The organism is Clostridium sp. AM27-31LB (assembly GCF_003480745.1).
Lineage (GTDB): Bacteria > Bacillota > Clostridia > Lachnospirales > Lachnospiraceae > Butyribacter > Butyribacter intestini.
Genome location: NZ_QUJS01000003.1, coordinates 69,572 through 91,459, shown reverse-complemented (window position 1 = coordinate 91,459; position 21,888 = coordinate 69,572). Strand labels below are relative to the sequence as shown.

22 protein-coding genes are annotated in these 21,888 nt (G+C 37.9%); 1 reads left to right on the top strand and 21 read right to left on the bottom strand.

Annotated features, from left to right (window positions below; translation table 11 throughout):
- Positions 1-12 precede the first annotated feature (12 nt).
- The 4 genes from secA to DW721_RS06055 form a co-directional block, all read right to left on the bottom strand.
- Entirely contained in the window at positions 13-2,577 is a 2,565-nt protein-coding gene (gene secA, locus DW721_RS06070) for a preprotein translocase subunit SecA (RefSeq protein ID WP_118745175.1), read from the bottom strand.
- A gap of 417 nt (positions 2,578-2,994) precedes the next feature.
- On the bottom strand, positions 2,995-3,522 hold the full coding sequence (raiA, locus tag DW721_RS06065; RefSeq protein ID WP_022015173.1) for a ribosome-associated translation inhibitor RaiA: 528 nt from the start codon (positions 3,520-3,522) through the stop codon (positions 2,995-2,997).
- 486 nt (positions 3,523-4,008) lie between these two features.
- Positions 4,009-5,112, bottom strand: a complete 1,104-nt coding sequence (locus DW721_RS06060; protein WP_118745174.1) for a C40 family peptidase — start codon at positions 5,110-5,112, stop codon at positions 4,009-4,011.
- Positions 5,113-5,174: 62 nt separating this feature from the next.
- Complete coding sequence (locus DW721_RS06055; protein ID WP_022015171.1) at positions 5,175-5,552, bottom strand: RidA family protein; 378 nt, start codon at positions 5,550-5,552, stop codon at positions 5,175-5,177.
- A gap of 553 nt (positions 5,553-6,105) precedes the next feature.
- Here DW721_RS06055 and DW721_RS06050 point away from each other — a divergent pair.
- Positions 6,106-7,209 (top strand): S1-like domain-containing RNA-binding protein, encoded by a 1,104-nt coding sequence (locus DW721_RS06050; RefSeq protein ID WP_347560357.1) that lies wholly within the window; start codon positions 6,106-6,108, stop codon positions 7,207-7,209.
- A gap of 110 nt (positions 7,210-7,319) precedes the next feature.
- Here DW721_RS06050 and DW721_RS06045 read toward each other — a convergent pair whose 3' ends face one another.
- The 17 genes from DW721_RS06045 to DW721_RS05965 all read right to left on the bottom strand — a co-directional run bounded on the left by DW721_RS06045 (position 7,320) and on the right by DW721_RS05965 (position 21,888).
- Positions 7,320-8,105 (bottom strand): acetyl-CoA carboxylase carboxyltransferase subunit alpha, encoded by a 786-nt coding sequence (locus DW721_RS06045; protein WP_055946207.1) that lies wholly within the window; start codon positions 8,103-8,105, stop codon positions 7,320-7,322.
- A 35-nt stretch (positions 8,106-8,140) separates the two neighbouring features.
- Positions 8,141-9,010 carry an acetyl-CoA carboxylase, carboxyltransferase subunit beta gene (gene accD, locus DW721_RS06040; RefSeq protein ID WP_118745172.1) on the bottom strand — a complete coding sequence of 290 codons (870 nt, stop codon included), beginning with the start codon at positions 9,008-9,010 and terminating at the stop codon, positions 8,141-8,143.
- Between the two features lie 85 nt (positions 9,011-9,095).
- Positions 9,096-10,442, bottom strand: a complete 1,347-nt coding sequence (locus DW721_RS06035) for an acetyl-CoA carboxylase biotin carboxylase subunit (protein WP_118745171.1) — start codon at positions 10,440-10,442, stop codon at positions 9,096-9,098.
- Positions 10,443-10,455: 13 nt separating this feature from the next.
- Positions 10,456-10,875 (bottom strand): 3-hydroxyacyl-ACP dehydratase FabZ, encoded by a 420-nt coding sequence (fabZ, locus tag DW721_RS06030; RefSeq protein ID WP_055946204.1) that lies wholly within the window; start codon positions 10,873-10,875, stop codon positions 10,456-10,458.
- Positions 10,876-11,039: 164 nt separating this feature from the next.
- A complete protein-coding gene (gene accB / locus DW721_RS06025; protein ID WP_182436232.1) occupies positions 11,040-11,540 on the bottom strand; it encodes an acetyl-CoA carboxylase biotin carboxyl carrier protein in 501 nt (166 codons plus the stop codon).
- Position 11,541: 1 nt separating this feature from the next.
- Complete coding sequence (gene fabF / locus DW721_RS06020) at positions 11,542-12,783, bottom strand: beta-ketoacyl-ACP synthase II (protein ID WP_118745169.1); 1,242 nt, start codon at positions 12,781-12,783, stop codon at positions 11,542-11,544.
- Positions 12,784-12,871: 88 nt separating this feature from the next.
- Complete coding sequence (fabG, locus tag DW721_RS06015) at positions 12,872-13,600, bottom strand: 3-oxoacyl-[acyl-carrier-protein] reductase (protein ID WP_055945774.1); 729 nt, start codon at positions 13,598-13,600, stop codon at positions 12,872-12,874.
- Positions 13,601-13,695: 95 nt separating this feature from the next.
- Positions 13,696-14,634: an ACP S-malonyltransferase gene (gene fabD / locus DW721_RS06010; protein WP_118745168.1), complete on the bottom strand. Its 939-nt coding sequence runs from the start codon at positions 14,632-14,634 to the stop codon at positions 13,696-13,698.
- Positions 14,635-14,859: 225 nt separating this feature from the next.
- Positions 14,860-15,087 carry an acyl carrier protein gene (locus DW721_RS06005; RefSeq protein ID WP_022015161.1) on the bottom strand — a complete coding sequence of 76 codons (228 nt, stop codon included), beginning with the start codon at positions 15,085-15,087 and terminating at the stop codon, positions 14,860-14,862.
- 122 nt (positions 15,088-15,209) lie between these two features.
- The gene (locus tag DW721_RS06000) at positions 15,210-16,187 is read right to left on the bottom strand and encodes a beta-ketoacyl-ACP synthase III (RefSeq protein ID WP_118745167.1); all 978 of its coding nucleotides are present in this window, start codon (positions 16,185-16,187) and stop codon (positions 15,210-15,212) included.
- Positions 16,184-16,642 carry a MarR family transcriptional regulator gene (locus DW721_RS05995; protein WP_022015159.1) on the bottom strand — a complete coding sequence of 153 codons (459 nt, stop codon included), beginning with the start codon at positions 16,640-16,642 and terminating at the stop codon, positions 16,184-16,186. Before DW721_RS05995 ends, DW721_RS06000 begins: the two co-directional genes overlap by 4 nt.
- 317 nt (positions 16,643-16,959) lie before the next feature.
- Positions 16,960-17,367: a response regulator gene (locus tag DW721_RS05990; protein ID WP_055945767.1), complete on the bottom strand. Its 408-nt coding sequence runs from the start codon at positions 17,365-17,367 to the stop codon at positions 16,960-16,962.
- Between the two features lie 113 nt (positions 17,368-17,480).
- A complete protein-coding gene (locus DW721_RS05985; RefSeq protein ID WP_243020614.1) occupies positions 17,481-17,924 on the bottom strand; it encodes a chemotaxis protein CheX in 444 nt (147 codons plus the stop codon).
- Positions 17,925-17,965: 41 nt separating this feature from the next.
- On the bottom strand, positions 17,966-18,367 hold the full coding sequence (locus DW721_RS05980; RefSeq protein WP_022015156.1) for a hypothetical protein: 402 nt from the start codon (positions 18,365-18,367) through the stop codon (positions 17,966-17,968).
- 2 nt (positions 18,368-18,369) lie between these two features.
- Entirely contained in the window at positions 18,370-19,080 is a 711-nt protein-coding gene (locus DW721_RS05975) for a ComF family protein (protein ID WP_270466955.1), read from the bottom strand.
- 44 nt (positions 19,081-19,124) lie between these two features.
- Positions 19,125-21,368, bottom strand: a complete 2,244-nt coding sequence (locus DW721_RS05970) for an ATP-dependent RecD-like DNA helicase (RefSeq protein ID WP_118745166.1) — start codon at positions 21,366-21,368, stop codon at positions 19,125-19,127.
- A gap of 178 nt (positions 21,369-21,546) precedes the next feature.
- A complete protein-coding gene (locus DW721_RS05965) occupies positions 21,547-21,888 on the bottom strand; it encodes a rod-binding protein (protein ID WP_022015153.1) in 342 nt (113 codons plus the stop codon).

Sequence of the window (21,888 nt, the reverse complement as noted above, 5' to 3'; positions counted from 1 at the left end):
TATTAAAACTTTTTAGAATTTTCTTCCGCAGCACATCTTATATTTCTTACCGCTTCCACATGGACACGGATCGTTTGGCTGCACTTTTCTTCCATCACGCTTTTTAGGCTTTGCTGCTACAGTCTCATCTTTGTTTGTTCCCGTAACTTTTGCTACCTGTTCACGCTCAACTTTCTGCTCTATCTGAATATGTGTAAGTGCTTTTACAGTCTCTTCAGTAATTGCATCTATCATCGAATCAAACATTTCAAATCCGGCAAATTTGTACTCAACTACAGGATCTCGCTGACCGTATGCCTGAAGTCCTATACCCTGACGGAGCTGATCCATATCGTCGATATGATCCATCCATTTTCTATCGATAACTTTAAGAAGGATAATTCTCTCTACTTCTCTTATCTGGTCTGCCTCAGGGAACTCAGCTTCCTTAGCTTCATAAACCTTTACGGCTTCTTCTTTAAGTCTCTGGATAAGTTCATCTTTTGAAGCATGTTTTAATTCTTCATCTGAAAGAACTATCTTTTTTATAGGGATTATAGGACGGATAACATTATTTAACTCTGCAATATCCCATTCCTCAGGAGAACCCTCATCGCCTATAATCGAAGAAACACATTTTTCTACAACATCAGTTATCATCTTATAGATAGTATCTCTCATATTCTCACCGTCAAGAACCTTGCGGCGCTCTTTGTAGATAACTTCTCTCTGCTCATTGTTTACACGGTCAAATTCAAGGAGGTTCTTTCTGATACCAAAGTTGTTGCCCTCTATCTTCTTCTGTGCACTCTCAATGGCATTTGAAAGCATCTTGTGCTCTATCTGCTCACCATCAGGCATTGCTGAGAAAAGTCCCATAAGTCTCTCTGAACCGAAAAGACGCATAAGATCATCCTCAAGTGAGATGTAAAATCTTGACTCACCTGGATCGCCCTGACGACCGGCACGACCACGGAGCTGATTGTCGATACGGCGTGACTCATGTCTCTCTGTACCTATTATCTTCAAACCTCCGAGTTCCTTAACGCCATCGCCAAGCTTAATATCAGTACCACGACCAGCCATGTTAGTAGCAATTGTCACTGCACCCATCTGACCTGCATCGGCAATAATCTCTGCCTCAAGCTCATGGAATTTGGCATTAAGAACTTTATGTGGAATACCTTTCTTCTTAAGCTTTTCGCTAAGGTATTCAGATGTGTCAATATTTATCGTGCCTACAAGTACAGGCTGTCCTTTTTCGTGTGCCGCTACTATATCAGCAACAACAGCATTGAACTTTTCTTCCTTTGTCTTATAAACAGCATCTTCATAATCGATACGAGCTACCGGAAGATTTGTAGGAACCTCAACAACATCCATCTCATAGATGTCACGGAATTCTTTTTCCTCTGTAAGAGCTGTACCTGTCATACCTGATTTCTTTGCATATTTATTGAAGAAGTTCTGGAATGTAATGGTTGCAAGTGTCTTACTCTCTCTCTTAACCTTTACATGTTCTTTTGCTTCTATAGCCTGATGTAATCCGTCTGAGAAACGGCGTCCCGGCATGATTCGTCCGGTAAACTCATCGACGATAAGTACCTCATCATCTTTTACAACATAATCTTTATCCTTAAACATAAGAGAATGTGCTCTGAGTGCAAGGTTTATGTTGTGCTGTAATTCAAGATTGTCCGGATCTGCAAGGTTTTTAACCTGGAAAAATCTCTCTGCTTTTCTTACGCCTTCTTCAGTAAGGTTTACATTCTTATCTTTCTCATCAACAACATAATCACCGGTTTCCTGCTCTTCCTCGTTCATGATGATGTCCATCTTTGAAAGTTCTTTTGCAGTACCCTTTGTAAGCTGTTTAACAAATATATCACAAGCTTCGTAAAGCTTTGTTGACTTGCCACTCTGTCCTGAAATGATAAGTGGTGTTCTAGCCTCATCAATAAGTACTGAATCGACCTCATCGATAATCGCATAGTGAAGTTCTCTCTGCACAAGTTCCTCTTTATATACGACCATATTGTCACGAAGATAATCAAAACCAAGTTCATTGTTTGTAGCATATGTTATATCGCAGTTGTATGCTTCTCTTCTCTCGTCATTGTCCATTGAATTTAAGATAACACCAACTGTAAGGCCGAGAAACTCATGAACCTGACCCATCCACTCAGCATCACGTTTTGCAAGGTAATCATTTACCGTAACGATATGAACACCTTTGCCCTCTAATGCATTTAAGTATGCAGGAAGTGTCGAAACAAGTGTTTTACCTTCACCTGTACGCATCTCTGTAATTCTTCCCTGATGAAGAATCACACCACCGATAAGCTGTACACGGTAATGTCTCATTCCAAGAACTCTTGTTGCTGCCTCTCTGACTGTTGCATATGCCTCAGGAAGCAGATCATCTAATGTCTCTCCCTTTTCAAGACGTGCTTTAAACTCAGGTGTTTTCGCCTTAAGTTCATCATCTGTCAATTTTTCAAACTCAGGAGCAAGAGCTTCTATTTTATCCACTATCGGAATAATTCTTTTCACTTCATGCTGACTGTGAGTACCGAAAATTTTACTAAATATACTCATGAATTTCACTCCTATACATTATTACTATTTATTTGTATAAAAAAACTATTTTACAGTATATCATTAAATACTTTGTTTTTCAACCTTTGTTTTTTGCTAAAACACTATACTACCGCAAGAATAAAGAGTCGCTTACGACTCCCTTGTGCTTGAGCGGAATGCGTAATATTTATTTCTTTTCCGCGAAATGCACATCCTCACGGACTGTTTATTATGTTGTAGGAAATGAGAATTTTCATGCAACATAATAAACAGTCCCGGAATTTTCCGGGACTGCTTTTGCTTAAATCGATTTCATACTTTTGTTTTCATATATGTAACACTCTCTCCAAAGTGTTAATTTCATTTTATGTTACTTATGTAACAGCTCATTGTATTGCCAATTATCTTTTTATGACTGAACTGTTACTATATTTATTAAAACTCAGGCTCTATAAGTCCAAATGTATTTCCTTTTCTCTTGTAAACTACATTTACCTCATCTGTTGCTGCATTACGGAATACATAGAAGTTGTGTCCGAGAAGATCCATCTGGATGCAGGCTTCTTCCGGATCCATAGGCTTCATGCCAAACTTCTTTGAACGGATGATCTTAATCTCATCATCGTCTTCTATCTCTTCTTCGATAAATGCTTTGCTTAAGCTTGTCGCTGCCTGCTGCTTGTCAACAAGTTTGTTCTTGTACTTGCGTAACTGTCTCTCAATAACCTCCTCAACCAAATCTATTGAAACATACATATCATCGCTGACCTGCTCAGCTCTTACGATGTTTCCTTTCATAGGGATCGTAATCTCTATTTTCTGTCTTTCTTTCTCTACACTCAAGGTAACATGAACTTCAGTTTCCGGAGTGAAATACCTCTCAAGCTTTCCGATTTTTTCCTCGATTGCTGCTTTAAGTCCATCTGTTACATCAAGATTTTTACCACTGATAATAAATTTCATGACTATCACTCCTTTACAAATTGTTAAATTTATTATACCTCACTTTTTCTTAAAAAGCAAGTAAAATTGCACAATAATATAATCATTTACATCTTTTTATTATACATTTATCACTAAACGCATATTATGATGTTAGGGTCAAAAGTAGATAGCAATGCATATTTATATGCAAATTGCTGCATTACCATCTGTTTTTGGTCTTTACATCATGTTATTAACAAAATGTCTGATAAAAGAAATCCACAGGTTTTATTGACAACCTGTGGATTTCAATTTTGTTGATAATGTTGATAACTTAGTGCATAACTCAATTTTTTCGCATTTTTCGACATTATACGGCTCTCTTTACTGTCGATTTATCAACATTTTATGTTAATTTATTGTCGATTAATGACCTTCTGCTAAAACTTATCAACATTTTATGTCAGTTATCAACAACTTTTTGTTTATAATTGTTTTTACTATTCACATTTAACTTTTGAATTGTCAGACAATTCTTCTAATACAATACGGCGTCCTGTAATTCATTTTTGATATTTTTATGCCGTCTTTCTCATTACTTGCATGAATCACTTCCCCATCACCTATATACAATGCAACATGACCAACTGTTTTTCCACTCTGATAAAAAACCAAATCACCCTGTTTTATTGAAGAAGCTGAAACTTTTGTCCCATACGCTGACTGCTCAAGCGAAGTTCTTGGAATATCATATCCAAACTCCTTATATATGCTCTGTGTAAATCCTGAACAATCTGCTCCATTTGTAAGGCTTGTTCCTCCATATTTATACGGATTTCCTAAAAATTTCTTTGCATAATTAGCTATTTGGCTTCCGGTTACTTTTTTCTTTGCTGTATCATTTGTGTTATCTGTTTCCTCACTTAATGTTGTGCTGTCTTTCGTGGTCGTGGTTGAGTCTTTTTTAGTCGTGCTGTTCTTTGTCGTGGTTGTACTATTCTTAGTTGTAGTAGTATCTTTCTTAGTGGTAGTTTCCTGTTTCTTTTCTTCAGCTTTTACCTGAGCGATTGAAACAGGATGCTTATATTTCACTCTGAGATTGACATAATTTCTTGCCACATATCCCTGTTCCCCGTCAACAGATATGCGAACCCAGCTTTTCCCACATAATTTTCTTACATAAAAACTTTCTCCCGAACCTATAGAAGTAATTATTTTGGCTTTTTTGCTGGTCTTTTCCCGCACATTTAGTGCACCGACATTCTTTTTTACGGTTATGTATTTGACTCCATATTTTCTTGCAAGCTGTCTAGCCTTTGTGCCGGTTGCAAGAAATTCTTTTTTTATGTATCCTCTGAAATTTCCGCTTTTTATAAGTGCCCATCCGTTTTTATATGTTCTTGTAATATAAACTGCACTTCCTCTATAAAGCCTTCCTTTTACTTTTCCATTTAATGATGGTTTATTTCTGATATTTACATAGTCGTTAGCAATAGATATAGCAAGATTATTGCCGGCCGCCTCTGCCTTTTCGGATTTCAGAATGAATGTTCCTGATACAATAACTAATTGCGAAATTGCAAATACACAACACTTGATAAGCTGTTTTCTCAACTGTATTCTCTCCATATCCTACCTCTCTAATATGCTGTTGTCTATAATGTTAGTATTGGCAGCAACTTAAAAATCAGCTATTTTGTTGCTACAGCCTCTATCTCTATAGCAACATCTTTAGGAAGTCTTGCAACCTCTACACATGATCTTGCCGGATATGGCTCTTCAAAATATTTTGCATATACTTCATTAATCTTGCCAAAATCATTCATATCACTGATAAAAACCGTTGTCTTGATAACATTCGCAGTTGACGAACCTGCCGCTTCGAGAAGTGCCTTAAGACTCTTAAAAGCTCTCTCTGCCTGAACTTCAGCCGGTCCCGTAACAAGTTCTCCCGTAGCAGGGTCGATAGGAACAACCCCTGATGTAAATACAAGACCGTTTACTTCAACTGCCTGAGAATATGGTCCTATTGCCGCCGGTGCTTTGTCTGTACTGATAATGTTTTTCATTTAAATAACCTCTTTTCTGTTTTTGTCTTGGATAATCGTCAAACTATATATTTTTGTTAATCACACAATTTGATATGTATAATGATTTTCACCATATCAGCTCCACGCTTATCCGTTTTTTGTTTTAATCCATATAATATTAACCTTCATTTCTACACATATTTTTTGTACATAGTATGAAAATTCCTGCATATATGGAATATTTCACACTAACTTTTTAATATGTTTGCTTTAGTATCAGCCAGGTGGATATCTGTGACCTGCTCTGCTGCTTGTTTAATATTATTAAATTTACATAAATTTTCCTACAATTTACAGTATAACGCAATTTTGCACAAATTTCAATTTTAACTGGATTTTTTTTTGTAAAAATTATATACTTATTTGTAACAGTTCAGCAATAAAAACATAACAAATGAAAAACTGAACTGTTATACTTATTTTTAATACAAAACTCTGGCAACTTATTGTCAACTTAACAAAATGTACTCCCGGAATCTTCTGAATGAAGAATTCCGAGAGTACATCACAACAGAACGGAGGACCTTTAATTTTGAAAAACGAAAGAACTTATGGCGGCAGAAATGATGACAGAACATATTCCCATAACAGTCACAGAAAAAATGACAGATATGAAAAAAATAACAGGCGGGGCGGATTTGACAAAAAAGACAGACGAGACAGTTTCGACAGACATGACAAAAAGGATGTGCGAAACCGCTTTAACAGACAAAACGGAAATGATAACAGACATAGCTTTTCTGACAAAAATCATTACTCAGATAAACACAGAGATGAGGAGCAAAAAAAGAAATCAGCCATCCCTATCGGTAAAACCCAGGAACTTATAGTTGTAAAAACAACTGATTTTGGAGTATTTTTAAACACTCCTACCGGTGAGGACAGTGACAAGATACTCCTGCCAAAATCACAGGTTCCAAAAGGCACGCAGCTTAATGATGTACTAAATGTGTTTGTTTACAAAGATTCAGAGGACAGACCTATTGCAACCATGGAAGAACCGTCCATTGAACTTGGTCAAGTTGCAAGGCTCTATGTCAAGGAAGTCACAAAAATTGGTGCTTTTCTCGACTGGGGACTCTCAAAAGACCTTCTTCTTCCATTTAAAGAGCAGGCATATGAAGTAAAAGAAGATGACGCGGTACTTGTCACGCTCTATGTTGACAAAAGTGACAGACTTTGTGCTTCAATGAAGGTCTACAATCACCTCTCAAATGAATCACCTTATAAAAAAGATGATGAGGTTTTCGGTCGTGTCTATGAAATAAGTGACAATTTTGGTGTATTTATCGCAGTTGATGATAAATATTCCGCACTTCTTCCTAAAAAAGAAGTTTTTGAAAAATACCGCATAAACCAGCCGGTATATGCAAGAGTTGCACAAGTCATGGATGATGGCAGACTTACTTTAAGTGTCAAGAAAAAAATACCTGAGCAAATGAATGATGACGCTTCATTTATATATGAAACTTTACAGAGAGAAAATGGATTTCTTCCATTTAATGATAAATCTGACTCAGAAGCGGTTAAAAACCGTTTTCATATGAGCAAAAATGCTTTCAAGCGTGCCATCGGACATTTATATAAAGAAAGACTTATAACGATTGAAAAAGACGGTATTCATTTGAATGATTGATAATTTATCAAGTTTATAACCACCAGTTCAACTTGCCCCCTTCTCCCCCAGCATAGCTAGGGGAGAAGGCTTTTCATTTAATTTTGAAATCACTTGAATTTATTCACTTATCACTCTGCATATTCCCCGAATTTTCTAAATCTTTTATATCTCTCATCAAGTAATGTTTTTGTTTCTTTTTTCACGAGTTCAGGTAATTTTTTTCTGAGTGCTTCTCTTATCTGGTCTGTTGTGTAGTTTAAATTATTTTCTATTCCATCTTTATGTTCCGGAAACATTCTGTCTGCAACACCATTTTTTAAGAGTTCGTTTGCTGTCATTTTCATGAGTTCTGCGGCTTCTTCTACTCTTTCCGAATCTCTCCACAATATACTTGCAAATCCCTCCGGTGAGAGTACCGAATAAAGACTGTGCTCTAACATCCACACTTCATCTGCTACTGCGAGTGCAAGTGCTCCGCCACTTCCGCCCTCTCCGGTAAATATTGATATTATCGGAGTTTTCAGTCTTGACATTTCCATTATGTTTCTTGCAATAGCCTCGCCCTGACCTCTTTCTTCTGCTCCTATACCGCAGAATGCTCCTGCCGTATTTACAAGTGTGATAACAGGTCTGTGAAATTTTTCTGCCTGCTTCATGAGCCTTAATGCTTTTCTGTAACCCTCAGGGTTTGGACTTCCAAAATTACATTCCACATTTTCGTCAAGTGTGTGACCTTTCTGTATTCCGATGACAGTAACCGGTGTTCCCTCAAAGGAAGCAATTCCTCCGACTATCGAACCATCATCCGCAAACAGTCTGTCACCGTGCATTTCCATAAAGTTTTCAAATAATTTATCAATAAATTCTCTTGTGTTAGGTCTATCTATCTTTCTTGCAATCCTTACGGATTTCATTGCATTGTTCACACTGGCACTTCCTTTCTTAATAATCACTTAGCTTCATGCAGTTTTAATATTGAGATAAGTTCGTCTCTCATATCTTCCCTGTTGACTATCCTGTCTACAAATCCATGCTCAAGCTGAAATTCTGCACGCTGAAATCCCTCCGGAAGTTTCTGGTGTATTGTTCCCTGTATAACTCTCTGCCCTGCAAATCCAATAAGTGCTTTCGGCTCGGCAAGTATTATATCTCCAAGCATTGCAAAACTTGCGGTCACCCCACCTGTTGTCGGGTCAGTCAGCACCGTTACATATAAAAGTCCCGCCTCGTCATGTCGTCCGACTGCCTCCGCTGTTTTTGCCATCTGCATAAGAGAAACTATTCCCTCCTGCATCCTTGCACCGCCTGAGGTTGTAAATATTATAATAGGAAGTTCATTTTCTGTTGAGTATTCTATTGCCCTTGTTATCTTTTCACCGACAACTGAACCCATACTCCCCATCATAAAGTGACTGTCCATTATAGCTATAACGGTTTTAAATCCGCCTATCGTACATTCACCTGTCACAACTCCCTCTTTTATGCCCGATTTTGCCTTTGCTTTTTTTATCACCTTATCATAATCGGGATAATTCATGGGATTTTTTGTTGACATATCTGCATCAAGTTCTTTGAAACTGCCCTCATCACATATTATCTTTATCCTCTCAGCAGGACTCATCCTGAAATGTGCTCCGCAGTTCGGACAGAGTTTAAATTCCGTTACTTCCTTTTTGTATATTATGTTTTTACAAGTATTACATTTTATCCACATACCGTCTGGAATTGATGGTTCCTGACTTTTTTTGTTTTTTTCAGTTTTTTTCTTTTCTTCTGTACCACTTACTGAAAAATAACTTTTTTTCTTGAAAATATTCATAACCTGCCTCACTCCAACATCTGATTAACAGTCAATCGTAAAAGACAGAAAATAAAGATTACACATTAACTGCCATAATATTATTTTACAATTTTGCATTTTCTAAAAATGATGTATTATACTGACATTTTTCAAACTGCTTATTATTAAGAATTTTGTTCTGATATTCTATATTCGTATCTACACCCTCTATTATAAATTCATACAATGCTCTTTTCATTTTCGCTATCGCTTCGTCCCTGTCCCTGCCATGCACGATAACCTTTGCAAGCATGGAATCATAGTACGGCGGTATCTCATAGCCCTGATATATCGCACTGTCTACCCTGAGTCCAAGACCGCCCGACGGCATTAAAAGATAATCTATCGTACCCGGACATGGTGCAAAATTCCTTGACGGATTCTCTGCATTTATCCTGCACTCTATCGCATGACCGCTTATTTTTATGTCATCCTGCGTATATGATAATTTCTCTCCTGCCGCAATTCTTATCTGTTCTTTAACAATATCAACACCCGTCACCATCTCGGTTATCGGATGCTCTACCTGAACTCTTGTGTTCATCTCCATAAAATAATATTTATCGGAATCTTCATCATACAAAAATTCAATAGTTCCTGCATTCTCATAACCAGCTGCCTTTGCCGCCCTTACGGCAGAATCACAGATTTTTGCCCTTGTGCTCTCTGACAATACTTCGCACGGTGTTTCCTCTAAAACTTTCTGGTTCTTTCTTTGCAATGAACAATCACGCTCACCAAGATGTATCACATTGCCAAAACTATCACCTAGTATCTGCACTTCAACATGTCTTGCACCCTCGATAAGTTTTTCCATATACATTGAGTCATCGCCAAACGCAGCTTTTGTCTCACTCTGGGCTGACAGAAATGCCTCTTTTAATTCTTCTTTTTTTCTGACTATCCTTATTCCTTTTCCACCGCCTCCGGCAGATGCTTTTACAATGACAGGATAACCTAACTTATCTGCCATTTCATAAGCCTGCTCAACATCAGCGAGAATCCCGTCACTTCCCGGAATAACAGGTACTCCTGCATTTATCATCATCTGTCTTGCGTTTGCCTTGTTGCCAAGTGCATCTATCACCGAACCTTTCGGTCCGATAAATTTGATATTGCAATCCTTACACACACCCGCAAACATACTGTTTTCCGACAAAAATCCAAATCCCGGATGTATTGCCTGTGCCTGCTTTTCAACAGCGGCACTGATTATATTATTCATATCAAGATAACTGTCGCCGACTTTTGCCGAACCTATACATACTGCTTCATCTGCAAGCTGTGTGTGAAGTGCTTCCCTGTCCGGCTCTGAAAATACGGCAACCGTTTTTATCCCCATCTCTCGACACGCTCTTATTATCCTTACTGCTATCTCTCCACGATTTGCGATCAAAATTTTGTCAAACATAAAGTTTTCACCTCTAACCAATCATAAATACAAGTTCTGCCTGTGCTGCCACCTTGTCACCTACATAAGCCGTACCCTGTCCGATACCTGCATTTTTCTTAAGTTTTTCAATCTTAACTTCAAGGCGGAGTGTATCTCCCGGAACAACTTTCTTCTTAAATTTAGCTTTATTTATCCCGCCAAAATAAGCTGTCTTTCCCTTAAACTCATCCATAGACAATATAGCTACTGCTCCTGCCTGTGCCATAGCCTCAACAATAAGCACTCCCGGCATTACAGGCTCGTTTGGAAAATGCCCCGCAAAAAACGGTTCATTATAGGTAACATTCTTAATTGCCGTAACCGACTCTCCCTCGACTATCTCCTCAACTCTGTCGATAAGAAGAAACGGCTGTCTGTGTGGAATTATGCTCATGATTTCCTTGATATCCATTGCCATTTTAAATTTACTCCTATTCTATCTCTGCTCCTGCACAAAGTCTGATGCCCCAAAACTGCATCTGGAACTTTTTTATTTTTAATATTTTTTACTGAAAAATTTGTATCTAAAGTTTTATTGCAAAAAATTTTTTCGCATAAAAATCCTTTTTATACAACCTACTGAACTCTGAAAAGCGGCTGTCCAAACTCGACAAACTCTCCGTCCTCTACAAGAACTTCAACTATTTTTCCGCTTACTTCACTTACAACTTCATTCATAAACTTCATTGCTTCTATGATACATACTACATCACCTTTGGCAACCGTATCGCCAACCTTTACAAAAGGCGGCTTATCAGGTGCCTGACTCTGATAATATGTTCCAACAATAGGTGCCGTGACAAGTTTGTCATCTGCTGACACGCTTTCTTTTTCCACATCTGCAGTCTGGTTTATATCAGTATCATTAGAAACTGCACCATTTGTCTGTGCCGCAGATACCATGCCACTTTCTGCTCCCGCTATAACGGTTTTTACTGTCTCCGTTTCACTGTTTCCAACAGAAAATGAAGCATTTCTTCCAAGATGCACACTATCACCGTCAAGTTTTATCTCCATCTCACCCATATCGCTTTTTTCAAAAATAGCGATAAGTTCTTTAACTTCATCGAATTTCATTTTATTCCCCCCACTTTTTAAAACAGAGCACCGCATTATGTCCACCAAATCCAAGTGAATTTGATAACGCATATTCAGCTTTTTCAACCTTTCTTGCCTCATTTGGAATATAATCAAGGTCACATTCCTCATCAGGTGTCTTATAATTTATTGTTGGTGGAAGTATATCATCCTGTAATGCCTTAACACACATTACCGCTTCAACTGCTCCTGCTGCTCCAAGCAAATGTCCTGTCATTGATTTTGTAGAGCTTATTGCAACATCTTTTGCCACATCACCAAATGCGAGTTTGATTGCATTTGTCTCTGTCGAGTCGTTTGCCGGTGTACTTGTTCCATGTGCATTTATATATGAAACCTGCTCCGGTTTTATTCCGGCTTCTTCCATTGCAAGCTCCAGGGCTTTTGCCGCACCTGCTCCTGTCTTTTCAGGAAGAGTAATGTGATATGCATCACTCGTTGCACCATATCCGACAATTTCTCCATATATAGTTGCATTTCTTGCAAGAGCGTGTTCAAGTTCTTCAACTACAAGTGCTCCTGCACCGTCACCGAGCACGAATCCATCCCTGTTCTTATCAAAAGGCTTGCACGCATCCTTTGGATCCGGATTTGTTGAAAGTGCCGTAAGATTTGTAAATCCTGCGATACCTATCTCACAAAGACCAGCCTCTGCACCTCCCGTAATGATAACATCCGCATAGCCGTGAATGATATTTCTAAAAGCTGCACCGATACTGCTTGTAGCTGTTGCGCAGGCTGTAACTATATCTTCATTTATACCTTTTGCACCAAATCTTATAGCAATATTTCCTGCTGCCATATTTCCTATAGTCATAGGTATAAACATAGGTGAAACCCTTGAAGCTCCTTTTTCGTTCATTCTCGTAACCTGCTGCTGCATCGTTCCAAGCCCGCCTACACCTGAACCAAAGATAACACCTACTCTTGAGGCATCCTCTTTTTCCATATCGATACCGCTGTCATCCATAGCCTGAACAGCAGCCCCCATAGCATATACGGCAAATGGGTCATTTCTCTTGATGTCTTTTTTAGTCATATATTTTTCCGCATCAAAATCCCTGACTTCACCTGCTACTTTTACTTTAAAATCTGTTGCATCAAATTTTGTGATATTATCAATTCCACAAACACCATTCTTGGCATTTTCCCACATACTATCCACTGTACTTCCAAGCGGGCTTACAACACCCATACCGGTTATCACACATCTTCTTGACATAATTCCCCCGTTTCTACAGTCCGGTACGGCAAATACATACCTAAACTGATTCTAATATCTAAATATCTGTCTTTCATTTCGTTTATAACTACATTATCATTCCGCCGTCTACATTTAAGACCTGTCCTGTAATATAACTGTTCTTAGCCAGAAATACTGCTGCATTTGCAACATCCTCAGGTTTTCCTGCCCTGCTAAGCGGAATAGAATTAAGTATAGCATCCTTTGTATCATCATTTAAAACCGCTGTCATGTCTGTCTCAATAAATCCAGGAGCTATCGCATTACAGGTAACTCCTCTCTGTGCGAGTTCCTTTGCAGTCGCTTTAGTAAGACCAATAACACCTGCCTTAGAAGCCGCATAATTTGCCTGTCCAATATTTCCTGCAACACCTGAAACAGATGACATATTTATTATCGCACCGCTTCTCTGCTTTAACATAACACTGCTTGCATGACGAATCATATTAAAAGAACCTTTAAGATTTGTATTGATAACAGAATCAAACTGTTCCTCAGTCATTCTCATAAGAAGCATATCCTTTGTGATACCTGCATTATTTACAAGCACATCAATAGAACCGAATTCTTTTTTAACATCCCTGATAAGATTTTTTGCAAAATCAAAATCACTCACATCACCCTGAACAGGCATACACTTAACTCCCTGCTCCTCAATCTCCTTAACAGTCTCATCCGACACACTGCTGTGATAATTGAGAACTATATTGCATCCCTCCTTAGCAAAAGCTATCGCAATCGCCTTACCGATACCCTTAGCAGCACCCGTAACAATCACTGTCTTTCCTTCTAACATATTATCCCTCCAAACTTTATCAAATCTATAAAAACTCCAACTAAAAGTTATTTTCACATTCCTGCGAACTCAGGCCTGCGGCCTGTACTATGTTATTACGCTTTCTTAATCTTTAAAAGTGCTTTCTCAAGTGAAGCCGTATCTTCAACATTCACATTGACAATTCCCTTGACTGTTCTCTTTACAAAACCGCAAAGAGTCTTTCCCGGTCCTAATTCTATAAATGTATCTGCACAGGCATCGTACATATTTCTGATTATGTGCTCCCATCTTACCGGCGACACAACCTGTTTTGCAAGCGTAGGAACTATATCACTCTCACTCTTTAACACCTCTGCTGTCACATTTGTATAGACAGGAATTTTCATCTTTCCTATATTCATCTTTTCAAGTTCCGGCAAGAGTTTATCTGCTGCCGGCTGCAAAAGACTTGTATGGAACGGACCGCTTACTTTAAGTTTAACCGCAAGCTTTGCTCCCTTTTCCTTTGCTATCTCTCCTGCTTTCTCAACTGTTGCCGCATCTCCACCTATGACTATCTGTCCCGGTGCATTATAATTTGCCGGAACGGCAACTCCTCCGACCTCTTTAACTGCTTCCTCGCAGGCTTTTTCTACAAGTGCAGTATCAAGACCTATTATCGCAAACATTCCGCCTTTCCCTGCCGGAACGGCTTCTGACATAAATTTTCCTCTTTTCTGTACAAGTGCCACGGCTTCCTCAAACTTCATCGCACCACTTGCAACAAGTGCCGAATACTCACCAAGACTAAGTCCTGCCGTCATATCAGCATTTATCCCGTTTTCCTGTAAGACTTTCATAGCCGCAATACTCATTGTAAGGATTGCAGGCTGTGTAAACTCTGTAAGTCCGAGTTTTTCCTCATCAGAAAAACATATATCTTTTATCGAATATCCCAAAACCTCATCTGCTCTGTCAAATACTTCTTTTGCAACGGCGTAGTTTTCATACAGGTCTTTTCCCATACCTGCATACTGTGCACCCTGACCGCTAAACATAAATACTGTTTTCATTTGCATTTTCCTCCATTTTCAAGTGTCAAATCCATCTAATAAAATCATTACCGGTTATATAATGTATGTCCGATAAACAAAAATCTCCTGCTCAATGCCAAAAAAGTAAAGAGATAGCGCCGGTTGTGAATAAATATTATTAACTTCCAGCGCTGCCTTCCATGCTATATCAAGCAGATATCACAATCCGCTCTGCTATTTGCCTGATAGTGTTAAAATAGCTTATTATGCTTCTTTGTGACTTTCTACAAAATCAACGGCATCCTTTACAGTAACGATAGACTCAGGATCTTCAACTGATACATCGAACTCATCTTCAATATCGTTGATAATCTGGAATAAGTCTAAAGAATCTGCGTCGAGATCCTCTTTTACATTTGTCTCTAATGTGATCTCGTCAACATCCTTACCTGTCTGCTCAGCAATAATCTCTCTGATTTTCTCAAATACCATGGTTTTTCCTCCTAAAAATAGATTAAAATATATATATTTTTTGTTATGAAAATTTTATATGCAAATATTTGTGCCGGCAAATGCGGGCATACAATGTCAATATAAAATCTTCTGATAACCGTTTACCACGAAATGAGCATTGTTCCCCAAGTCATTCCGCCACCGAAACCTGTGAGAAGAAGTTTGTCACCTCTCTCAATAAGTCCCTTTTCATTTAACTCATTTAATACAATAGGAATACTTGCAGAAGAAGTATTTCCATACTCAGCCATATTCCTGTAACATTTTTCATTGCTTATACCTAGTTTTCTTGAAATTATGTCAACAATCCTTGCATTTGCCTGATGCGGCACAACATATTTTATCTCCTCAGGCTTTACTCCTGCCGACTCCATAACTCTCTCTATGCTCTTTGTGACAGCTTTTGTTGCAAACTTAAACACTGCCCTGCCATCCATATTTACATACCAGAGATTGTCTTTCTCAAGTTGTTCTTCATTAAATGCATTTGAACATCCGACATAACCCTGTGTGAGAATATCCCAAAGCTCACCTTTCGCTCCGAGTTCCTCTTTTAATATCCCCTCATCTTCTGACTTTTCTACATATGCACCGCCAGAACCATCTCCAAACAATACGCAGGTTGACCTGTCTTTCCAGTCAACTATCTTTGAAAGTGTCTCTGCACCTATGACTATGGCATTTTCGTACATACCTGTTTTTATGTATTTGTCAGCTATGCTTAATGCAAACATAAATCCGCTGCACGCTGCATTTACATCGAATGCCACCGCATTTACTGCACCTATCTCCTTTTGAACCATACAGGCAAGGGACGGTGTTCCATAATCCGCCGTAACACTCGCCACGATTATAAGGTCAACATCCTCCGCTGAAACCTCTGCTCTCTCAAGCACCTGTCTTGCAGTATTTATAGCAAAATATGATGTATTCTCTCCTGCTGATATATGTCTTCTTTTTATACCAGTTCTCTGTGTTATCCATTCATCACTCGTATCAACTATTTTTGACAGATCATCATTTGTGATAACCTGTTCAGGCACACACGCACCTGTTGAAATAATTCTGGTAGTTATCATTTATTTTCTCCATTCTCAAAACGTTTTCCAACAAAGCTTTCTAAATTATCAAGTGCTTTCGCAACAACATCCATCTCATTTTCATTAAGTCCTTTAACAAGAGCAAATACCATATCCTTATGAAATTTTTCATGTAATGCGTATATTTTTTTTCCTTCTTTTGTCAATGCTATCTTAACAACCCTTCTGTCACGCTCAGTCTTATAACGTTCCACAAATCCTTTTTTTACAAGATTATTTATCCCAACTGTCAATGTTCCGACAGTGATATTAAGCTGTGCAGCAAGTTCACTCATGCTTTTTAACTCCGCCATTCCTATGGCAGCTATAGTATGAACTTCTGTCATGGAAATCTTGTTGCCATACTCATTTTTTATGGTATAGGCTTCCACTTCCATAATATTATCAAATAATTTTATCAGATTTGTACTGATTGATCCTAAAACATTATTCATTTGTTTTTCCTATACATTAAACAAGGGCAAAACCAATGTTTTGTCCTGGCATCACACTATGTTACAAGCATTTTCCTATACATTAAAATAGTTTGTATATCAAACTTTACCAAACAATTAAAAGTATATTCTAAAATCTATCAATTCGTCAACACCACTTTCATTGTGATTTTTCACAATAAAATAGCTGTATTTTTGTGAAATTTTAACAAAAATACAGCTATTTTATTTTTTCTATCCATTTATAAAGTATTTGTTTTGATATTCAAAACTTTTCTTCTCTACTTAAAACAGTTTTTAAAACTACCTGTCACCGTTCACGCCTGTTTATTATTATTCTCCTGCTGTGACTCTTCTCTATGTTTTTTTAACAACTCAAGTGTTGCAAGAAGCACATCATCCTCCCATGGCTTTGGAATCAGATATTTAACTCCTATTGCTCTTACTTCCTCTAATGTTCCTGTATCACAAAGTGAACTTAGCATAAGTATTGTTGCAGACGGATCACTTTTAAAAAGAATTTCTGCTGTCTCTATCCCGTCAATTCCCGGCATTATTATGTCGAGAATGACTATGTCCGGATGAAGTTTCTCATACATTTTTATGCCTTCCTCACCGCTTTTTGCATAACCTATCACTTCATACCCGTTTTCTTCTACAAGATCTTTTATCTGCTTTGATGCAAATGGTGAATCATCTACCACAATTATAGTTGTTTTGTCCATTATATTTCCTCCTTTACACGCAGACTCTTATTTAATATGCATATCTTTTGTGTATAAGCCACAATATAATACTGCATATTACTGATTGTTATCTGCATTTTACTTTTGCATCATTATATTATTTTATAATAAATGCAAACTTCTATATTTCCAAATTCTGTTTCATAAAATAAAACTTCATTTTCCATCTCAGAATCATCAATATCAATGCTCTCTTTATCAGAACACATCATAGGTACAGTAAGCCTTGATGTTCTGCCCAATCTGTTATTTATTTCGGATAATGCCCTTCCACATATTATATTTACATACTCATTTATATATAATACTTTTTCGTCCTCTGACGGCATCTTTCCATCATTCATTCCAATTATTATCGCATCAAATATATCTGATGAAAACCCGCAAATTATCGTTGAATTAAACTTACCTTTGGTTTTTACAAATTCCATACATTTTACACTAATTATCTCTTCTTTTTTTCGCCTTAAATCCAAAGATATAAGTTTTTTTGAAATTGATATAAATGCATCATCAAATATTTTTCCAACCTTCATTTCAGTCAAAGCGCTCCCCCTTTCACTTAATGCTCATTTAATCAGTTTTTAAGGAAACGCATTTTTCCATTAGGATCCTTTGTTGAACTCTTTTGAACTTTATTTTCAGTACCATACATTTTTGACAAATCATTTTGCATTGTTTTCTTACATTCATTGCAAAATCTTCCCGTAAGAATAGGTTTTCCGCATTTTTCGCATGATATGGTAATACCTGAATCCTTTGAAAATGCAAGTCTCTCCTCTCTCACCCACTTTTTAATCTGCTGGATAGGTACCTCCATCTCCTCAGACACCTGGCTCATGTTTGCGGTTGGATTTTCATAAATATAATCCCTTACTTCAAAAAATTTATCCTCAAGTTTTTTATTGCATGCCGGGCATAACGGTTTTCCCACATACTGAAATAATTTCCCACAATTTTTACAATTTCTTACATCCATATCTATTCCCCTCCTTGGTCCTTTCCTATACAGGCACACAAAAAATAAACTTTCAATACTCCTGATTTTTTAAGTGTGGCGGCACATTCATTGATTGTACTTCCTGTTGTATATATATCATCTACAAGTATAACACACCTTAAATTACGATACAACAATTTGCTTGTCTCTGACACTAAAAAAGCATCTTCCAAACTTGCTTTCCTTTCGGCTGCACTTAATTCTTTTAGTGCTTCCGTATTTTTTATTCTGATGAGATAATCGTCAATAACCGGTATTCCTGTTTCACCCTCTAAATAATCTGCAATGACCTTTGCCTGATTATAGCCTCTTTTTTTATGTCTCTCTTTATGTATAGGAACCGGTATAAGTGCCTGTGCCCCCGTTTTTTTAATCCAGCTTTCATGTTTTTTTGCAAGTTCAGCAGCATAGTACCTTCCATATTCTTTTCTCGCTCCATACTTAAACGCAGCAATAGAACTTTTCATACTTCTGTTATACACAAATGCCGCCTTGCCCTGTTCATATAAATGTTGATTATTTTTGCAGGAATAACAATATTGCATCGTTTCATCCTCAAGAGGTTTGCCACATCTCATACACGATGGCTCTGCCACTCTTTCCACACGGTTAATACATTTACGGCATAAAGTTGTCTTTACGCCTATACTGAGCACATCGTCACATACCGGACATCTATATGGATATAAAATTTCCGCAAACCCCTCCGCTATCTGTTTAATAATCTTTGCAGCTTCTATTTATACTCCCCCATTTCTATAATTCTCTGACACAATGTCGAATATCTTTTCTGCTCATTTACATTTTTTATCATTCTCCGGACAGTGTCACTGCTTCCCACTATGGTTACACATTTCTTAGCCCTTGTCACCGCCGTATATAATAAATTCCTGTTAAGCAGCATCCTCGGTCCGGATATTATCGGAAGAATAACTGCCGGATATTCGCTGCCTTGCGATTTATGTATAGTTATCGCATAGGCAAGTTCCATCTCATCCATATCGCTGAAATTATATTCTACAATCTTGCCTTCCTCATATTCGACATATACAACTTCCGCAGCTTCTATAATCTGTTTTATTATGCCGGTGTCACCATTGAACACGCCTGTTCCTTCCTCATATACATCACCAAAGCGGTTTTTCCTCTCCCATTTAATCTGATAATTATTTTTTATCTGCATAACTTTGTCATTTTCCCTGAAAATAACTCCGTGAAATTCGTGCTCATTTTTTCCGTCCATCTTAGGGTTCATATATGCCTGCAAAACCTTGTTTAAGTTTTCCACGCCAAGCTCACCTTTTCTCATCGGCGTAAGCACCTGAATATCATAGCTGTTCGCATCAACATACGGCGGCAGATTTTTCATTATAAGCTGTACCGTGACATTGATAACATCTTTCCCTGCACTTCTCTCCAGATGGAAAAAATCCATATTTTTATTGTCGAGAGATATTTGTTCCCCGTCATTTATCTTATGAGCATTTGTAACTATCTGACTCTCCGCCGCCTGTCTGAATATCCTGTTTAATTTCACAACATTGCAAAACTCAGATTTTATCATGTCTTTCAACACATTTCCGGGTCCTACTGACGGAAGCTGGTTCACATCACCCACCATTATAAGTCTCGTTCCCGGAACTATTGCCTTTAACAGAGCATTTAGCATATAAATATCGACCATTGAAAATTCGTCTACTATTATAACATCTGCTTCGAGCGGTTTTGTCTCATTTCTCTCAAAGTGCATACCGCCTCTGTCATCGTCGAGTGAACCTCCGTCTATCTCAAGCATCCTGTGTATCGTCTGTGCTTCCATACCGGAAGTTTCTGACATACGCTTTGCCGCCCTGCCTGTAGGTGCAGCGAGAAGTATATCAAATCCTTCACTCTCCATTATCTGGATAATCGTATTTATCGTCGTTGTCTTACCTGTTCCCGGACCACCGGTTATTATCATAATACCATTTTGAACAGCCTGAAACACCGCATCTTTTTGCATTTTATCGAGTTCTATTTTATCCTTCTTTTCGATTGCAGCTATTTTCTTTTCAAGTACGGCAGGCTTTATCTTATACGGGATATTGAGATCGTGAAGCATACGCCCGCAGTTCATCTCCATATAATAAAGATTACTCTGGTAAAGTCTCCTCTCTCCGTCACATTCCTCTATTACAAGTTCTTTGTTTAAAGTAAGATTGTCAAGCTCTCTCTCGACATTTTCTCTTTCTATACCAAGCAGTCCTGCTGTCTCATCGATAAGCTCTGTCTCCGGAAGATAACAATGTCCGTTTGAACCGGACTGTTGCAAAACATACAGTATGCCAGCCTTAATCCTAAATTCACTATCCTGATTAAATCCGGCTTTAAGTGCTATCGTGTCTGCTATCTTAAAACCTATGCCTGCTATATCTTCCGCAAGCCTGTAAGGATTTTGCTGCATAATCTCATAAATCTTCTCTCCATAAAATTTGTATATCTTTACTGCCATATTTACAGATATACCATATTCCTGAAGAAATATGACTGACTGACGCATCTGCCTTTTGTCATTAAACTGCTTGGCAACACTTACTGCCATCTTCATGCTTATGCCTTTTATCTCAGCCAGTCTCTCAGGTTCATTTTCTATAATCTCAAAAGTTTTTTCTCCGAATCTTCTCACTATTCTTGCGGCAAGTGCAGCACCTATGCCCTTTATTGCACCCGAACCCAGATATTTTTCTATCGCTACCTGGCTGCTTGGTCTTTTACTCTCGTAACTTTCTACCTGTATCTGCGGTCCATAGCTTTTATGCACTGTCTCCCTGCCGTTTATGACAAGATACTCTCCCTCAGATACAAATGAAAAATATCCGACACAGCAGACCTCATCATCCTCATCAGCTTTTGGCTCCGGGTTTGAAAGATAAATGACACTATAGCCGTTATCTTCATTTCTATATGTAATTCTCTCTACATATCCCTCTACCTGTTTCATAATAATCCTCTATTCCTTAGTAAAACGGACATTAAATCCGCTTTCACTGCCTGCTCATGAACGCAGCCGCCAGTCTGTCAGCAGGTCTTTTTAAATCCCACTAACACAAGCATCCCACCGCTTACCAGAAGCGATGGGATGCTTATTCTGCGTTCAAGTGCATAACTAAATGCTATTTTTACTTTATATTATATGTACCTTTTAACGAATCATATAACTGCTGTGCAAGACCTGTTCCACCATTATCCGTAATGATTTTTGAATATTCCTGGTTTAATGTATCTGAAAAATATTGCATATACTCTCCCTGTTCGTCCTCGTTATCAAGTGTTTTCTTTGACTCCTCGATAATCTTCTGCACGAAATATGACTCAAAGTCTTTACATACATCCATAAGCTTTTCTGAATCTGTGGAAGAATTTGTACTCTTTAATGTACTCTCAATCGAATCCGCGGATGTAGAACCAAGCTTTGATGAATATGAATTGTATATTGATGAAACATCTAAAACTGAACTCAT

What these genes read in the sequence shown, in the direction of transcription:
- secA (WP_118745175.1), bottom strand. Translation starts at nt 2,577, where the DNA reads ATGAGTATATTTAGTAAAATTTTCGGTACTCACAGTCAGCATGAAGTG.
- raiA (WP_022015173.1), bottom strand. Translation starts at nt 3,522, where the DNA reads ATGAAATTTATTATCAGTGGTAAAAATCTTGATGTAACAGATGGACTT.
- DW721_RS06060 (WP_118745174.1), bottom strand. Translation starts at nt 5,112, where the DNA reads ATGGAGAGAATACAGTTGAGAAAACAGCTTATCAAGTGTTGTGTATTT.
- DW721_RS06055 (WP_022015171.1), bottom strand. Translation starts at nt 5,552, where the DNA reads ATGAAAAACATTATCAGTACAGACAAAGCACCGGCGGCAATAGGACCA.
- DW721_RS06045 (WP_055946207.1), bottom strand. Translation starts at nt 8,105, where the DNA reads ATGAAATCCGTAAGGATTGCAAGAAAGATAGATAGACCTAACACAAGA.
- accD (WP_118745172.1), bottom strand. Translation starts at nt 9,010, where the DNA reads ATGAATATTTTCAAGAAAAAAAGTTATTTTTCAGTAAGTGGTACAGAA.
- DW721_RS06035 (WP_118745171.1), bottom strand. Translation starts at nt 10,442, where the DNA reads ATGTTTGACAAAATTTTGATCGCAAATCGTGGAGAGATAGCAGTAAGG.
- fabZ (WP_055946204.1), bottom strand. Translation starts at nt 10,875, where the DNA reads ATGGATATCAAGGAAATCATGAGCATAATTCCACACAGACAGCCGTTT.
- accB (WP_182436232.1), bottom strand. Translation starts at nt 11,540, where the DNA reads ATGAAATTCGATGAAGTTAAAGAACTTATCGCTATTTTTGAAAAAAGC.
- fabF (WP_118745169.1), bottom strand. Translation starts at nt 12,783, where the DNA reads ATGTCAAGAAGATGTGTGATAACCGGTATGGGTGTTGTAAGCCCGCTT.
- fabG (WP_055945774.1), bottom strand. Translation starts at nt 13,600, where the DNA reads ATGTTAGAAGGAAAGACAGTGATTGTTACGGGTGCTGCTAAGGGTATC.
- fabD (WP_118745168.1), bottom strand. Translation starts at nt 14,634, where the DNA reads ATGAAAACAGTATTTATGTTTAGCGGTCAGGGTGCACAGTATGCAGGT.
- DW721_RS06005 (WP_022015161.1), bottom strand. Translation starts at nt 15,087, where the DNA reads ATGGTATTTGAGAAAATCAGAGAGATTATTGCTGAGCAGACAGGTAAG.
- DW721_RS06000 (WP_118745167.1), bottom strand. Translation starts at nt 16,187, where the DNA reads ATGATAACTACCAGAATTATTTCAACAGGTGCGTGTGTGCCTGAACAG.
- DW721_RS05995 (WP_022015159.1), bottom strand. Translation starts at nt 16,642, where the DNA reads ATGAATAATGTTTTAGGATCAATCAGTACAAATCTGATAAAATTATTT.
- DW721_RS05990 (WP_055945767.1), bottom strand. Translation starts at nt 17,367, where the DNA reads ATGGACAAAACAACTATAATTGTGGTAGATGATTCACCATTTGCATCA.
- DW721_RS05985 (WP_243020614.1), bottom strand. Translation starts at nt 17,924, where the DNA reads ATGAAGGTTGGAAAAATATTTGATGATGCATTTATATCAATTTCAAAA.
- DW721_RS05980 (WP_022015156.1), bottom strand. Translation starts at nt 18,367, where the DNA reads ATGGATGTAAGAAATTGTAAAAATTGTGGGAAATTATTTCAGTATGTG.
- DW721_RS05970 (WP_118745166.1), bottom strand. Translation starts at nt 21,368, where the DNA reads ATGAAACAGGTAGAGGGATATGTAGAGAGAATTACATATAGAAATGAA.
- DW721_RS05965 (WP_022015153.1), bottom strand. Translation starts at nt 21,888, where the DNA reads ATGAGTTCAGTTTTAGATGTTTCATCAATATACAATTCATATTCATCA.